The organism is Pseudomonas sp. R4-84, assembly GCF_054130985.1.
The window spans coordinates 1,457,706-1,473,057 of sequence record NZ_CP096390.1 but is presented as its reverse complement, the minus strand read 5'-3'; the positions used below and the strand labels follow the sequence as shown (position 1 = coordinate 1,473,057).

Here is a 15,352-nt window from a genome sequence, read left to right as displayed (position 1 = left end):
TTACCCGAACTTGAGTTGAGTTTTTTGCTGCGACGCGAGCTGGCAGGCGGGTATCGTGTGCAGACAACAGCGAGAGGTCGGAGCTCATGAGTCAATTCAGTCACCGTCGCGACTGGCTGATGCGTGCGCCTGAATCGAGGAAACTGGAACGCATCGAGGCCTATTTCAGCGGTCATGGGTATAACACCCATCGGCATGACACCTATGCCATCGGCTTCACGCTTTCCGGCGTCCAAAGCTTCAATTACCGGCACAGCAAGCGCCATAGCCAGCCCGGCGGAACCATCGTCCTGCACCCGGACGAGGTGCATGATGGGGAGGCCGGAACGAGCGATGGCTTTCGTTACCGGATGTCCTACATTGAGCCCGCGTTGATCCAACAAGTGTTGGGCGGCAGGTCACTGCCCTTCATCGAAGGCGGACTTTCGAACGATCCACGACTCAACATAGCGACCCGCCGGTTATTGGCCAGCCTCGAGCATCGTCTCGATCCACTGGAGGAAGAGGATGCCATCTACGACCTGGCCCAGGCGCTCGCCGTCGCGTCAGGGAGCCGACGAGGCCGCAGGCTGCTTGACTACCCTGCTGCGGAACGCGCCCGGCTGTTCATTCATGATGCCCTTGACCAACCCATTACCCTCGATGACCTCGTGCAGGCCAGTGGCCGGGACCGATGGAGCCTGTCGCGGGACTTTCGCGCCTTGTACGGCACCAGCCCCTATCGCTACATCACCCAACGTCGATTGAGCGAAGCTCGTCGCCTGGTATTGCACGGCATGCCCTTGAGTGAAGCGGCGCTGGCCTGTGGCTTTTTCGACCAGAGCCACATGACGCGGCTCCATACCCAAGCCTTTGGTCTTTCACCGGCACGCTGGCTGAAAATGCTGCGCTGAAGCCCTGCGCCCCTTCAGCGGAAAGCTGCACGATCATCCAATACCCGCGACGATCCAGCCCCTAACGTAGCACTCACTTTCAATTGAGGAGCGTACCGCGATGAATCATTACTCCCCCATTAACTTCGCGCAGAAATACGCGCTGTTCCATGAGCAGTGGGCACCCAAGGTTGTCGCCGAGATGAACGACTACCAGTTCAAGATTGCTCGTCTCGAAGGCGATTTTATCTGGCACACCCATGCCGATACCGACGAAACCTTTATCGTGCTGGAAGGTGAACTGCGCATCGACTTTCGCGACGGCGCCGTCATGATTGGCCCGGGCGAGATGTATGTGGTCAAGAAAGGCGTCGAGCACAAACCCAGTGCCGAGCGGGAAGTGAAGTTGTTGTTGATCGAACCGCGGGGCGTCATCAACACGGGGGAGCAAATCAATACGCGAACCGCAGTCAATGACGTCTGGATCTGACCGGGCAGCTCAGTCGTATTCCGCTTCCTGGTGATCGCCAAGCAGCCGTCGCTGGCGAGGCGTCGCGGCGGCCAGTACTGCGGGGTTGAACTGCCACTGAAGATAAGGCGAGAACTTCTGCGCAACCATCCGCCGACCGTAATGCACTTGGAGCATGTACCGCGTGCGGTCGGCGGTCCGGTTGTCGCTGCCGGCGTGCCACAACTCACTTCGCAGTACCAGAACATCGCCCGCCCGGCACAACACTGGCTGCGCCGAACGTCCCTGCCACTGCGTTTCGCCCGCCGCAGGCGCCCGGCCCGCCTTGTGGCTGCCGGGTATTACCCGTGTCGGGCTCAGGTCAGCATCAATGTCATCAAGGTAAAACTGTGCGGTGAACACCTGCATCGGCAGTTCGAAACCGGGGTCGGCCAACAGGGCGGGCGGCAGCTCCATGGGCAGGTAATCCAGATGCAGAGGCGCGCCGATAAAACCGGGATGGCAGCGCCAGGCTGTCTGCCCGATGATATGGCAATCATCTCCCAAGGCGGCCTCGGCAAGCTCGATAACTGCGCTCACGTCCAGGTACGGCAACCAGAACGGATCCCGGTTGAAAACGCATTTGTAATGATCGATGACGCCGCTGTAATCCCAGTGCTGAGGCTTCAGCAAGTCGATAGCGCGACGCAGGTCGGCGACCTGCCCGGCGTCCAACACACCGGGCATCAGGACAAAGCCGTCCTGATGCAAGGCACGTAGAAGGTCGTCAGTCGCCACGACACCACCTGCCTCAAGTGCGGAAGCGGCCGGTCAGCTCTGCGAGATTCCTCGACAGATTCGACAACTGCTGGCTGGCATGCATGCTTTGGGCAGAATTGGCGGCCGCTTCGTTGGAAAGATCGCGGATATCGGAAATATTGCGGGCTATTTCCTCGGTGACGCTGCTTTGTTCCTCACAGGCATTGGCGATCTGCGCGGCCATGTCGTTGATCCGCTGGATCGAACCGCCGGTACCGCTGAGCACCTGATCGACACCTGCCGCACGCTCCACGCTGTCCCGGGCCTTGCTACTGCCCACATGCATGGCTTGTACCGCCTTGGCGACGCCGCTCTGCAAGCGCTCGATGCGAACCTGGATGTCCTTGGTGGAGTCCTGGGTGCGGGCCGCGAGCGCCCTCACCTCGTCGGCCACCACAGCAAAACCACGGCCCTGCTCACCGGCCCGAGCGGCTTCGATGGCAGCATTCAGCGCCAACAGGTTGGTCTGCTCAGCGATGCCACGGATCACCTCGAGCACGGCACCGATACTGGAGGTCTCCTGGGCCAGTGCCTCGATCGTACCCGAGGCGCTCTCCACTTCCTGGGCCAACTGGCGGATCGACTCGATGGTGCTGCTGACCACCTCGACGCCATCGCGAGATTGACTGCTCGCCTGTTGCGCTGCATCCGAAGCACTTACCGCGTTGTGCGCCACTTCATGCACCGCCGCGCTCATTTGAGTGGCGGCGGTACTGACCTGATCGAGCGCGGCGTGCTCGCTGCTGATCAACCGATCGTTCGTCGCGGCCATATCGGCCATGGCCCGCGCGGCGGAATCGACCTCGCCGGTCACCCGCCCTACTTCGGCAATCAGCGGTTGCAGCTTGTCGAGGAAACGGTTGAAGGCACTGCCGAGTTGTCCCAGCTCATCGGCCGAACGCACTTCGAGACGACCCTTCAGATCGCCACCACCTTCGGCGATCTGTTCGACCCGGTGGAGCAAGCGACGCATCGGACGCAACACGACCATGGGCAAGGTCACGATCAGCAGGATGCAGCCGACCAGGCCGACCAGCAAGATGCCTCCCTGCTGCAGGCCCACGGCTTGTCCGTGATCAATCGCCGCTTGACCTTCCCGTTGCGACGCCTCGTCTTCCAGCTCACCCAGTTTGTCGATGGCATCGCGCATGGTGTCGAATTTGCTCTCGCCCTCACCAAAACTCAGTGCACTGGCCGCCTGCGGATTGCTCGTGGCTTGCTCGACGACCTGCCGCGAGATCTGCGACCACTGGGCAAAGCGGTCATTGAACTGACCGACGAGCGCCTGCGCCTCGGCACCTGGCTGCATCGCCGCGTATTTTTGCACGCGTTCGTACGCTTGCTTCAAATTGTCCCTGTGACTGGCCCGCAGCGCCTCGACATGAGCCGTCGCCCCGCCACCCAGCAAACTGCGTTCGGCAACGAAGGCCTGATACAGGTCACGATCCGCATTGAGCAACAGGCTGATGGCCGGCAGATAACGCTTGGTCAACTGCGTGCTGGACTCCGTCACCTGGCCGATACCGCGCACACCCGCCCCCCCCATCAGCACCAGCAACACAGCCAGGAACGCAATCGGCAGAGTGATTTTCCAACGAAAGCCCAAGTCGGCGAAAAACCGCAGCATGGTGTCACTCCTTACACGGGGGGAATACCTGCCTATCGGCAGCCTTGCCTTGAGCTATAGCCCATTAGTCTGATTGCCACAAACCAGCGGGTTGGCCGGAATGAACGGTTTGAGGTAGAAACTGCGCGACCTCCCGGACCGGTCGCGGCCTGAATGTAGCAAACGCTCAGCAGCAATAGCACTGGAAGAATCTGCACGACTTATACATCTTCATTTTCCAGGTGCCCCGGGCTCCGCCTGATCTTGCGGACTATAGGAAAAGCTCGGCTCATTGGCCGTAGGGGCTAGATTGACTTTGACGATCGGCAGGAATTTCCCGGTCTGCTCGAAATAATCCCGCTGAAAAAACCGAGCCTGGGGTAGAGCCTGGCTGGGAACGGTATAGAAAAACGCTTCCAGAGGAATCCGTTCTGGAATGTCTTGGTCCCAACTGGCAATGATGACTTCGTTTTGGTCTATCTGGGAGGCAGGAGGAAGTCGGATCCGGGCTTGTATGCTTAGAGCGAAATACTCCTGGTCCCCTTTGAAGCTGCACCCCGTGATTTTATTAGGAAGAGAGTTATAAAAAGCCAGCCATTGTTCGACCGTGGAAATTCCCTGTTCATCACACGGACCGCTTACGGAAGGATTGACACTGTGTTCGTTGCAACTGTCACTACGAGAAAAAGTAGAACCGTCGTACGGGTAGGAACACCGTACGGTCAGGCGATACGACGTTGGAGCTGCCAGCTCCTTGACTATCAGTCCGTGATGCTTGTACCAGGCCAGCCTTGAAATCGGCATATCGGCGCGCATATAGGAAAAAGACACGCCATTGCGTGCTACCGAACCAGTACTCGGATTCCATGCGTGGAAAGATGGATTTGCGTCGGTGATGCGTATCAGCACGCCATTGCAATTGAACGCCGCGCTGCCCCCGTGACAGGAGGGTGAGGTATCGGCGTAGCGCGCATTCAAACGCGCGGCGACCTGATAGCCTATGTACAGCTGTTCCTGCAAATCAAAGCCAAAGACTGCACCATCAGCCTGCGCCAGATCCAGGCGTAGAATCGGCAACCATTGGCCGGTAGTCGCATAAAACTCACGCTGATTACGCAGGGCATCGTACAACCCCCCTTCACGGGCCACGTCGTAAAACAGCGCTTGCAGTGGGATGTTCGTCGGTGTCTCGGGATCCCAATTGCGCACTTGTAACTCATTGGGTTGGGCGACCCAACTGCCACCCAATTGCTCATGGGCCAGCAAGCTGGCGCGAAATTGCGCCGCGATCCGGCTGCTCAACGAACATTGCAGCAAGGGCTGCTGGCCCTGTTGCTGAAAGTACGCCAACCAGCCTGGAGCATCGCTGACGCCCTGTGCGGCGCATGAGCCGGGATCATTCTCGCTGCCACCGACGCCACAACCATATTTATCCCGATTCGCCGACACCAACGGATAGGCACAAAGCACATCCAGCGGTTTGCCTTGGCTGATGGCAGTAAATGAGTCACTGAACACCATCCCGCTGGGCTGCGTCAGGGTGCGAGTACCCACATCGCGCCGTAGATAGGAAAAATCGCGCGCGCCCAGTTCACTGGCCGTAGGGCCATGCTGCCAGAACTTCACCCCGAAATTGCCCGCCAGACCACTGACCAACACCCCGCTGCAGTAATACGCCGCATGGCCGCCGGGGCATTCCTGCGGCGTGCTGCGATATCGGTTATTGAGCAGCTGCGCGACCTCCGGGCCAGTTGCGGCCTGGGCTGATAGGATCAGTGATAGCCATAGCAGGACCACTATCGGGGTTAAATGGGCGAAGAAATCCCGCGCCGAGAAAGTGGCCATGATTATTTATCTTCCGGCGTCACTGACTGGGCAGACAGATAATAATCGACCCGTCCGTCCAGCAGAGCTTGAACCGCAGCACTATCTCCCCCGCCCTTCACATGCCCCCAAGTCACCAGCTGGCCGCCGGCGGTCAAGGCGGCAAAGCCATGGGAGTTGCCATAGATGGCTTGGACATCGATCAGACTTTCGGCGACCAAAGCGGTGTCCCCACCTACCGTCACATCGCCCCAGGCCACGACACTGCCATCCTTGCGCAGGGCGGCAAAAGCCTTGGAAGACCCTACCACCTGGACAATGTCGTTCAACCGGGCCACGTCATCGCTGACAGCACCTCCGGTCTCTGCGGAGCCCCAAGCCACCAAATGGCCGTTTTCGCGACGTGCCACAAAGGACTGCCAGTTGGCGGCTATCTCCACAATGTCATCGAGATCCCTGATCAGCTCCGGCAGGACACCGCCATGGGTTGCAGCGCCCCATGCGACGATTTGTCCGCTGGCGCGCAGGGCGACGAAGGCTTTCGCATTGGCGCAGCTGATCTCAGCAATGTCGTCCAGGTAGGCGATCGCTTCCGGTAGTGCACCGCCCTGTTCGGCGGCGCCCCATGCGATCAAGCGCCTATTGCCGCGCAATGCCACGAACGCCGCATCGTTGCCCAGTACCTCTTCGATATCGGTCAAGGTTGCGATGTCGTCGCTCAGCACACCTCCACCGGCAGCCGCCCCCCAAGCCACCATCCCTCCAGTACGGCGGATCGCCACGAAGGCTGATGACGCACCGTGTACCCGGACGAAATCGGTGAGTTCCGCGATAGGCGCCGGCAGCGATCCACCGCGCGCCGGGTCCCCCCAGGCGACTAGCGTGCCGTCACGCTTGATACCGGCGAAGGCCGCGCCATTTCCCACCACACGGACAAAATCCAGTCTGGAGATGTCTCCCATGGACGCGCCCTGGGTAGCCGTTCCCCAAGCGACCACGTTGCCGTTGGCACGGCGCGCGGCATAGGCACCCGCCGTGGCACTCACCTCAACGATATCGTCCATGCTGATAATGGTTGCCGGGATCGTGGCGCCTTCGCCGGAGTTACCCCAGCCGACTAGATCGCCGATGCCTCGACGGGCGATAAAAGCCGCGACGCCGGTGAGTGCACCGTCGAGCCCGTTGCCGAAGACATTTGCGGGGCTGAGCGTTATCTGATAATCGATCGAGCGTACCTGTAGCCGCCGGGATGCATCGGTATCGCGAAAAGTCGCGCCGACGACCCAATTGTCATCGCCGTCGTATCGCCATTGCGCCAGGATCGGCCGCCCCGTGGCGGCCTGGAACGCACTCAAGCGCCGCGAACACCCCGAACAGCGATACAGGCCACGGTTATACCGCGCACCCATGACCCGCAGCTCGCCGGAGCCAATGTCCCGCTTGATTGAATAAACGGCCTCTGGGCTCGGCTCTGCCCCGTTGACGGTATAGGACAACACGACAGATCGGCCTTCGTTGGCGTTGATCACGCTATAAGGAAGGGCAATTTCCAACGCCTGCCCGGCCTCGTTCAAGGCGACTGTGTGCGTCACCACCCTGCTTCCCTCGCCTACTGCCCCCATCAAGCTCACGCGCACCACATCGTTGACTTTGAGCCAGGCTTCGCGCGGGATTTGCACCGTGGCGCTGGCCGATAAATCATCAGGGTTCAACTGACCATCCCTGGCCTCCAGGATCGTCGGCGCGGACAGCGGCAGCTTTGCCACCCGAAAGCTGAAAACCTCGGAGCCCACGTCTGCTCCGTCCGCCAGGCGTTGCACCGTATAAGTCAGCGCCACGCTTCGGTCGAGAAACCGGCGGACCTCCGCCTGGGCTACGGTGAATGACAGGGGTTTGCCCACATCGTTATGGGAATAAGGCTTGTCAACGCTATAAGCGGGGACAACACCTGCCGCGTCCGTCCAGTCGAGCCGGGCATGGTCGCCTTCGGCCAAGCTGGCGGCGGGCACCTGCACCCTGATGCCCTGGGGCACGGAGTCGGGATCCAGTACGGCGCCGTCAACCATTCCCTCCACGGAGGGCGGCGGCAACAAAGTGCTCATTGTTGTGTTTTCAGGCGTGTCGTTCATATCGCGGCCTCCGAAGCTAACGGTCAAGGCACTCGTTTGGATATACCGAGTGCCTGGTGATGAGCACCGGCATCGGCTGATGTCTTGTCACCGGTGTCCATTTCATAGACCCAATAGGTGCTGCCCGCCCCCACCGCGTCACCGGTCCAGAACGGATAGGGCAGCCAACCCAGATATTCCCCAACCGCTTCACCAATCTCCGGGTGTTTGTACACTGCCCGTAACCGGTCGAGGTCCGAGCGCGTGACCATGTTCATTCCGGCGGCATCACAAACGGCCTTCATGCCCTCCCATTCAGCGCTGGGGCTCAAGAAATGCACTTCCCGAATACCCTTGACGGTCAGATCGTAATGGCGCGATTGGTTCAGGCTGTCGGTGGCCGTGATCGTGCATTGGCCATTGCCCCTGGCGGTCACCTCGCCGGTCTGGGCATTGACGCTGGCGACGTATTCATTGCTGCTTTCATATCGATAAGGGGGAGTGCCCCGGGTCGCGACTCGGGTCATCAGGGCATAGGGCGGGACGTCCAGCGGAGCCTTGTCAGCCACCGCGACATAATTTTCCTGGCTAAGGTCCAGGATTGCAGGCGCCTCGAAGCCGACATCCATTTTCAGTTCAAGATTGTCCGAGGCTTGCGTGGAGCCATCTTTCATCAACACTTCATAGCGGATGATCACGATATCGACTGCTTCGGCGATAAAATGCTCTGCCTCGACATAGAACACGACATCCCTGATTACCGTTCCTACAGGGTACTGATTGCTGTAGGAAGGGCCGACGAAAACAAACACTTTCTCCCAGTCGGTATCGGCGGTAGAGCGCTTGATCCGGACACGGGCGCCATCAAGCGGGATATCGGCAGGATCGAGGATGCCGTCAGGCGCTTCATCCACCGACGGGGGAGGCAGGTTTGCCGCACGCTCAGGTGTACCGGACATGATGAAGCCTCATAGGTAGAGAGGACTCGACGTCCTTACCGTGCGCCGAGACGGATCAAGAACCGAACAAATGATTCAAGAGTGGCTGCTGGCTTGCTCAGCCTGGGCGGCCAAGGCCCTCGGTGCCGGTGGCGAGCGGTAGTAGGAAACGTTGTTGCGCAACTGCCCAATGGCCGACGAGTTATCGCCCCCACCCTGGGCATGCCCCCAGGAAACGACGTCACCCGACTCAGTCAAAGCAGTAAAACCATGGGAGTTACTGTAAAGAGCCAGGACGTTGTTGAGCACCGGTGCTGCCCCACCCACTGCCTGGTTGCCCCAAACAGTGACGGTGCCGTTCCTGTGCAAGGCGGCGAATGCCTCGGAACTGCCGGCTATCTGCACCACGTTGTTGAGCCCCGCCGGCTCGGTTCCGCCCTCCTCAGCCCGCCCCCATGCGCCCACGGTACCGTCACTGCGACGCGCGGCGAATGCGCGCCAGGTGCTGACGACTTCGACAACATCGCTGTTGGGTGATGGAGCACCGCCGCCTCCGTAATCTGACGTACCCCACGACTGCACCTGCTGGTTGTTGTTCAGGACACAGAACGCCTGGGCATTGGAGCACCCGAGAGAGGCGATGCCAGACAGCCCGCCCGGCAGTGCGCCGCCGTAATCTGGGCTACCCCAGGCCTGCACTCTGTCGCCGTTACGCAGGGCCGCAAAAGCGGCGTAGCTGCCGATGATGTCAGCGGCATCGTTGATCAACCCGGGCACTGTTTCACCGAACCCCGCGATTCCCCAAGCGACGACCGGGTTGTTCGTTCGACGGGCAGCGAACGCCTGCGAAGTGGCATACACAGCGAAGATATCTGTGTAACTGTTGATCGGTGCCGGTACCAGATCGGTTTCCCGATTCGCCCCCCACGCCACCACCGTCCCATTGCTCTTGCGGCCAGCGAAGGCATTGCCATTGCCGACGATCTCGACGAAGCCGGTTGGCGCTACGTTGCCCATGCGCCCACCTTCGGCCACATTGCCCCACACCCATACCCTGCCGCTGGTATCAAGGGCCGCATAAGCGCTTTGGGTACAACTCACTTCAACGATACCGTTCAAGGCGGGGACCTCCGAACCAAAACCCCGGTTTCCCCAACCCACCACATTCCCTTGGTTCAGCAAGGCTACGAAGGCGGCACCACCAGTGGTGAGGGTATCGACGCCATTGCCGAAGATATTTGCCGGGTTCAGGGTCGCTTCATGGCTGCTGGAGCGCACCTGAAGTGGCTTCGATGGTTGGCTGTCGCGCCAGGTAGCGGAAGGGGAACTCCAATTGATTTCATCGACGTATTTCCATTCGACGGGCAACGGCTGCAGGGAGTTGGCATGAAGCGCGCTCAGCAATCGTGAACTGCCGGATGCCCTGTATGTCGTGCGATTGAAGCGTGCCCCCATCACCTTGAACGGTTCCAGCAATACAGGCGTTTCAACCCGCATATTGAACGGCAGGGACGGTCCGGTGGTCGTCCCGTCTCGATCCCGCGTATAGGTGACTGTCACACTCTTGTCGAGAAATCTCAGGACATCAGCCGCAGGGATCAAAAACCGCAGGTAATTATTGAGTTGGTCGTTGGCCGTATACGATTTGGGTGCAGAGACATAGGGTGTGATCGCTCCGCTTGGGTCCGTCCAGGTTACGGTGACGTCATCACCAAGGTTCAACCTATCACCGTACACTCTGGTCCAGACTTCGGTTTGAGAGGGATCGAGCGTGCCGCCGTCCTCCACGCCTTCGACGATCGGTGCCGGTAGTTCCTGCTCGACCTCATCAAGGTGGACATTGATGTATTTGATTGATGATTGGCTGGAGTTGCCCAGTTGGTCCGTCACCCTGAATACGAGAGGCGTGTTTGGGTTGTCCCCCGCCTGTACGAATGTATCGGTAAAAAGCGTATGCACCACGGGCACCGAACCGTCCAATACCTCAAATGGCACCGTCACAGTGCCTATCAAGAAATCGATGTGGTCGTAGCTCCGCTTGTTGGAATATTCAAAACCAAACTCTACGCCCTGCGCCGCCCGGTCGGCGTTGACTCCGTCGGCAATGACAGCGGGGGGAATCACCAGGTTGAGACTTCCGGGCGCAGGCTGACCCGGCGACCACAGGTGGTAAAGCACGTGCAAATCCCCGGATGGTTCACCGTTCTGACTGGGACGGGTTACTTTGTAGTGCAACCGGTTGACGCCATCCCGTAACCGATTACGGGGCACATACAGCCTCATGCGCTGCTGTTCTTCTCCCGGCCCTACGGTCTTCCCATCCACCGGAAAAGCATCGTCATTGACGTACAAATCAGCTCGGTCATCAACCGCCATTGTCCAGGAACGTTTCTGGAGTTCGGTCCACGGGTCGATCAGGCATTCCAGCCCATCGGGCTGATCGTCGTAAAGGCTCTTGGGAATGCCGCCATCCGCAATACTTGCCGGCTTCACTGGCGTTACCCATCCCATGATGACCACAGGGTATAGAGCGAACAATTCGTTCAAGGCGGAAGATTGGATGTCCATGATGTCTCCTGACAATGGCGCATGGCCTTTCGGCATGGAGTCATCAAACTTCATCCTGGGAGGACGGGCTACTGTCAGAACTTACAGGTCGGAGGAGATTCACGACGGACGGCAGGGTGAGGCTGGACGAGAAACGGATTGTTCAAATCGCCAAAAACGAAAAAGCCCCTGAAATGTTCAACCATTTCAGGGGCTTAGTCGTATTCAATAATGGCGGAGAGATAGGGATTTGAACCCTAGGTACTGTTGCCAGTACAACGGATTTCGAATCCGTCCCGTTCGGCCACTCCGGCATCTCTCCAGTGGCGCGCATCATACCAGCACATTCGCCGGAAGCGAACCCCCGGGCGAAATTTTTTCCGTGCTATCAGTCGCTTGCGTCGACTACAGCGGTACACCCAGGCGCTGGGCGACTTCTTCGTAGGCTTCGATGACGTCACCGAGGCCTTGGCGGAAGCGGTCCTTGTCCATTTTCTTCTTGGTGTCCTTGTCCCACAGGCGGCAGCCATCCGGGCTGAACTCGTCGCCCAGGACAATGGAGCCATCGCTGAACACACCGAATTCAAGCTTGAAGTCCACCAGCAGCAGGCCAGCGTCGTCGAACAGCTTGGTCAGCACTTCGTTGACCTTCAGCGACAGTTCCTTCATGCGAGCCAGTTGCTCGGCGGTGCCCCAACCGAAGGCCACGACATGGGATTCGTTGATGAACGGGTCGCCCTTGGCGTCGTCCTTCAGGAACAGCTCGAACGTGTAAGGGTTGAGCTTCATGCCCTCCTCCACGCCCAGGCGCTTGACCAGGCTGCCAGCGGCGTAGTTACGCACGACGCATTCGACCGGGATCATGTCCAGCTTCTTGACCAGGCACTCGTTGTCGCCCAGCAGCTTATCGAACTGAGTCGGCACGCCGGCGGCTTCGAGCTTCTGCATGATGAAGGCGTTGAACTTGTTGTTCACCATGCCCTTGCGGTCGAGTTGTTCGATGCGCTTGCCGTCGAACGCCGAAGTGTCGTTGCGAAACAGCAGGATCAAGCGGTCAGCGTCGTCGGTCTTGTAAACCGACTTCGCTTTGCCGCGGTAGAGTTCTTCACGTTTTTCCATGATGGGCTCCGCTTGCTAAGTAGATGGGCTAGGCGATATGTCGCCAGTCGAGCCCTGAATCTTGATCGGCCAGTTGCAGCCAGTCCGGGTCGCACCCAAGGGTGTCGACGAAACATTGCCGGGCCAGCTGCGGCAGGTTGTTCTTGCTGCTCAAATGGGCCAGGACCAGGTGTTGCAGGCCTTGCCAGCCCAACTCGGCCACCAGGTATGCCGCCTGGTGGTTGTTCAAATGTCCGTGCTCCCCGCCTACCCGCTGCTTGAGAAAATACGGATAGTACCCACGCGCCAACATGTCCCGGCAGTGGTTGGACTCGATCATCAACGCATCGAGGTCCCGGTAGCTGTCCATGACCCTGTCGCAATACGATCCCAGGTCGGTGAGCAATCCAAAGCGCCGCTCGCCGTCGCTGAACACATACTGGGTTGGCTCCCGGGCATCGTGGGCCACACTGACCACGCTGATATCCAGGCCGCCGACACGCAGTTGCTCGCCGCCGGCCACGAAACCAGCTGGCTCGATGGGTTTGCGCAGGCCTTCGAACGTCCCACGGCTCAGGTACACCGGCAGATTGTAGCGCCGAGACAGCAAACCCACGCCATGCACGTGGTCGGCATGTTCGTGGGTCACCAATATCGCGCTCAGTTGCGCCGGGTGCACACCCAGGCGCAACAGGCGCTTCTCGGTTTCCCGCAGGGAGAAACCACAATCGACCAGAACGTAGGTCCCAGCACTGGCTATCAGCGTGCCGTTCCCCTGGCTACCGCTGCCGAGAACGGCAAAACGCATCGGATCAGCCCAGGTTGTCCTGAATCACGCCCAACACCTTGCGGGCTACATCGGCCGGCGCCACGGTGTTGATGTTCTTCTCGACGGTGACCTGGACGTTGTCGCCGACCTTGCTCAGGCGAACCTGGTAACGCTCGGCGCGGGCTTCGATTTCTTCCTTGTCCGGCGCGCTGCCGAACAGGTTGCTGAAGAAGCCAGGCTTCTCGTCTTTCTTCTCGGCTTTTTCAGCCAGGTTGATGTAGTACAGGCCCAGGCTGCGGTTGATGTCTTCAACGCGCCATTCGCCCTGCTCCAGCGCACGACCCACGCTCGACCAGGCACGGTCGAGGTCGGAGCCGACGTTGAGCACCGGGTTGCCGCTGCCGTCTTCGCTCAGGCTGACGCGGCTTGGCGTGTCGTAGTCGCGGGTCGCGAGCATCGAAACCGAACCGCCCTGCTCCGCGGTGCGGCTCATGCTGGCAAGCATGTCGTCCACCAGCGCGGCGTCGAGGCCGGTATTGACCGAGCGATTGGTGAAGGCCACGTCGGCGGTGCTGCCGGCGGGACGCTCGGCGCTGACCACGTAAATCTCACTGGTGTTGCGCTGTACGCCCGGCTCGATCCGTACGCGCACGCGGGTTTCGCTGTCTGCCGAGACACCGGCGGCGCTCAGGCGCTTGGCCATGGCGGCGGACAGTTCATCGGAACGCTGCCAGGTGGTGGTGAATTCACCCGTCTGTGGGCGCTGCTCGTCCAGGCGGAAACCGTTGTCCTGGAAGAACTGGATCGCCACCGGCCAGACTTCGGCCGGTGGGTGCTGGCCCATGACCCAGCTGGAGTCACCGCTCTTTTGCAGGGTGTAGTCACTGGCATCGGCCACGGCCGACAGCGGCTGTGGTCGCGGGACAACGTATTCGCCCTTGACGCTGTCGTCGGCGACGTTGCGCGGGATCGGCAGCAGCGGATCCAAACGCTTGGCGACGCTGACGTCCGGTGGCAGTTGCATCGGTGCAGTCTGTTGCGCTTCGAGGTAGTCGCTACCACGGTCGCGGAAGTAACCATCCGGTCCCCAGATCCACCCGCAGCCACTGGTGCTGGAGATAATCAAGGCAAGTGCGGAAAGTCCGGCCATTCGCTTCATGCGTTGTACTTCCTCAATTAAACCAGGACGCCGGACTGGCGCATGGCCTGCCGCAGCGGTTCGTGACAGGTGTTGCTCAACCAGGTGAGCGGCAGGCGAATGCCTTCGTGCATCAGGCCCATTTCGACCAAGGCAAACTTCACCGGGATCGGGTTGGCTTCGATGAACAGGTCCTTGTGCAGCGGCATCAGTTTTTCGTTGATTGCACGTGCGGTCTCGGCATCGCCCTTGAGCGCGGCCTCGCACAGATCGGCCATTTCTCGCGGAGCGACGTTGGCGGTCACGGAAATATTGCCCTTGCCGCCCAGCAGGATCAGCTCGACGGCTGTCGGGTCATCGCCAGACAGCACGATGAAATCCTTGCTGACGCCATCGAGGATGGCCTTGGCCCGTACCAGGTCGCCCGTGGCTTCCTTGATGCCGATGATGTTCGGCACGGTGGACAGGCGAATCACGGTCTCGGCTTGCATATCGCAGGAGGTGCGGCCGGGAACGTTATAGAGGATCTGTGGGATGTCGACCGCTTCGGCAATGTACTTGAAATGCTGGTACAAGCCTTCCTGGGTCGGCTTGTTGTAGTACGGAACGACCAGCAGGCAGGCATCGGCGCCGGCTTCCTTGGCGTTGCGGGTCAGTTCGACGGCTTCGCGGGTCGAGTTGGCTCCGGTGCCGGCGATCACCGGAATGCGCCCGTTGACCTGCTTGACGACGGCGCGGATGACTTCGATATGTTCGTTGACATCAAGGGTAGCCGACTCGCCGGTGGTGCCGACGGCGACAATGGCATGGGTGCCGTTTTCAAGGTGGAAGTCCACGAGTTTGCTGAGGCTGGCCCAGTCAAGACGCCCTTGTGCATCCATGGGTGTGACCAGTGCCACCATACTGCCCGCAATCATGAAACCGCTCCTGCCGGAAAAAGAGAGCCGTAATGGTACTGGCGCCAAGATGCTTGTACAAGCGAACTCCCATTCCCCTTGGCGATGGTTTTCGCTACCCTTCAGGCTTTGATCGGTAGCGATAAGCTCATGCGCCGGTCCCCAGCCTCCGTTTTCGTCGTTACAAGCCCCGATCCTGCGTGTGTCCCGGTGTATTTGTGTTGCCCCGCAACGCAACGCATCCACGAGGCGAAGGGCTTGAACCGTTCGATTTCCCAAGGCTGGCACC

11 protein-coding genes, 1 tRNA gene and 2 pseudogenes are annotated in these 15,352 nt (G+C 59.9%); 2 read left to right on the top strand and 12 right to left on the bottom strand.

Annotated elements, in window-relative coordinates:
• The first annotated feature begins 86 nt into the window (after window positions 1–86).
• Together M1D68_RS06950 and M1D68_RS06945 are read left to right on the top strand one after the other, a co-directional pair.
• A complete protein-coding gene (locus tag M1D68_RS06950; protein ID WP_457969780.1) occupies window positions 87–893 on the top strand; it encodes an AraC family transcriptional regulator in 807 nt (268 codons plus the stop codon).
• A gap of 100 nt (window positions 894–993) precedes the next feature.
• Complete coding sequence (locus tag M1D68_RS06945) at window positions 994–1,362, top strand: cupin domain-containing protein (RefSeq protein WP_434562846.1); 369 nt, start codon at window positions 994–996, stop codon at window positions 1,360–1,362.
• Between the two features lie 9 nt (window positions 1,363–1,371).
• Here M1D68_RS06945 and M1D68_RS06940 read toward each other — a convergent pair whose 3' ends face one another.
• The 12 genes and pseudogenes from M1D68_RS06940 to dapA form a co-directional block, all read right to left on the bottom strand.
• Window positions 1,372–2,118, bottom strand: a complete 747-nt coding sequence (locus M1D68_RS06940) for a phytanoyl-CoA dioxygenase family protein (protein WP_434675229.1) — start codon at window positions 2,116–2,118, stop codon at window positions 1,372–1,374.
• A 13-nt stretch (window positions 2,119–2,131) separates the two neighbouring features.
• Window positions 2,132–2,731 (bottom strand): annotated as a pseudogene (locus M1D68_RS06935) (methyl-accepting chemotaxis protein); the annotation flags it as partial.
• Window positions 2,732–3,037: 306 nt separating this feature from the next.
• Window positions 3,038–3,685 (bottom strand): annotated as a pseudogene (locus M1D68_RS06930) (MCP four helix bundle domain-containing protein); the annotation flags it as partial.
• Window positions 3,686–3,976: 291 nt separating this feature from the next.
• Complete coding sequence (locus M1D68_RS06925; RefSeq protein ID WP_457969778.1) at window positions 3,977–5,590, bottom strand: hypothetical protein; 1,614 nt, start codon at window positions 5,588–5,590, stop codon at window positions 3,977–3,979.
• 2 nt (window positions 5,591–5,592) lie between these two features.
• On the bottom strand, window positions 5,593–7,725 hold the full coding sequence (locus M1D68_RS06920; protein ID WP_457969777.1) for an RCC1 domain-containing protein: 2,133 nt from the start codon (window positions 7,723–7,725) through the stop codon (window positions 5,593–5,595).
• Entirely contained in the window at window positions 7,722–8,636 is a 915-nt protein-coding gene (locus M1D68_RS06915; protein ID WP_457969775.1) for an Ig-like domain-containing protein, read from the bottom strand. Before M1D68_RS06915 ends, M1D68_RS06920 begins: the two co-directional genes overlap by 4 nt.
• A 75-nt stretch (window positions 8,637–8,711) precedes the next feature.
• Entirely contained in the window at window positions 8,712–11,183 is a 2,472-nt protein-coding gene (locus M1D68_RS06910) for an RCC1 domain-containing protein (protein ID WP_457969773.1), read from the bottom strand.
• 211 nt (window positions 11,184–11,394) lie between these two features.
• Window positions 11,395–11,484 (bottom strand) — tRNA-Ser (locus tag M1D68_RS06905).
• Between the two features lie 83 nt (window positions 11,485–11,567).
• Entirely contained in the window at window positions 11,568–12,281 is a 714-nt protein-coding gene (purC, locus tag M1D68_RS06900) for a phosphoribosylaminoimidazolesuccinocarboxamide synthase (protein WP_025212375.1), read from the bottom strand.
• A 28-nt stretch (window positions 12,282–12,309) separates the two neighbouring features.
• A complete protein-coding gene (locus M1D68_RS06895; protein ID WP_420766700.1) occupies window positions 12,310–13,068 on the bottom strand; it encodes an MBL fold metallo-hydrolase in 759 nt (252 codons plus the stop codon).
• Between the two features lie 4 nt (window positions 13,069–13,072).
• Complete coding sequence (gene bamC, locus M1D68_RS06890) at window positions 13,073–14,188, bottom strand: outer membrane protein assembly factor BamC (protein WP_420766701.1); 1,116 nt, start codon at window positions 14,186–14,188, stop codon at window positions 13,073–13,075.
• 17 nt (window positions 14,189–14,205) lie between these two features.
• The gene (gene dapA, locus M1D68_RS06885; protein WP_420766702.1) at window positions 14,206–15,084 is read right to left on the bottom strand and encodes a 4-hydroxy-tetrahydrodipicolinate synthase; all 879 of its coding nucleotides are present in this window, start codon (window positions 15,082–15,084) and stop codon (window positions 14,206–14,208) included.
• Between the last annotated feature and the right edge of the window lie 268 nt (window positions 15,085–15,352).

What these genes read in the sequence shown, in the direction of transcription:
- M1D68_RS06950 (WP_457969780.1), top strand. Translation starts at nt 87, where the DNA reads ATGAGTCAATTCAGTCACCGTCGCGACTGGCTGATGCGTGCGCCTGAA.
- M1D68_RS06945 (WP_434562846.1), top strand. Translation starts at nt 994, where the DNA reads ATGAATCATTACTCCCCCATTAACTTCGCGCAGAAATACGCGCTGTTC.
- M1D68_RS06925 (WP_457969778.1), bottom strand. Translation starts at nt 5,590, where the DNA reads ATGGCCACTTTCTCGGCGCGGGATTTCTTCGCCCATTTAACCCCGATA.
- M1D68_RS06915 (WP_457969775.1), bottom strand. Translation starts at nt 8,636, where the DNA reads ATGTCCGGTACACCTGAGCGTGCGGCAAACCTGCCTCCCCCGTCGGTG.
- M1D68_RS06910 (WP_457969773.1), bottom strand. Translation starts at nt 11,183, where the DNA reads ATGGACATCCAATCTTCCGCCTTGAACGAATTGTTCGCTCTATACCCT.
- purC (WP_025212375.1), bottom strand. Translation starts at nt 12,281, where the DNA reads ATGGAAAAACGTGAAGAACTCTACCGCGGCAAAGCGAAGTCGGTTTAC.
- M1D68_RS06895 (WP_420766700.1), bottom strand. Translation starts at nt 13,068, where the DNA reads ATGCGTTTTGCCGTTCTCGGCAGCGGTAGCCAGGGGAACGGCACGCTG.
- bamC (WP_420766701.1), bottom strand. Translation starts at nt 14,188, where the DNA reads ATGAAGCGAATGGCCGGACTTTCCGCACTTGCCTTGATTATCTCCAGC.
- dapA (WP_420766702.1), bottom strand. Translation starts at nt 15,084, where the DNA reads ATGATTGCGGGCAGTATGGTGGCACTGGTCACACCCATGGATGCACAA.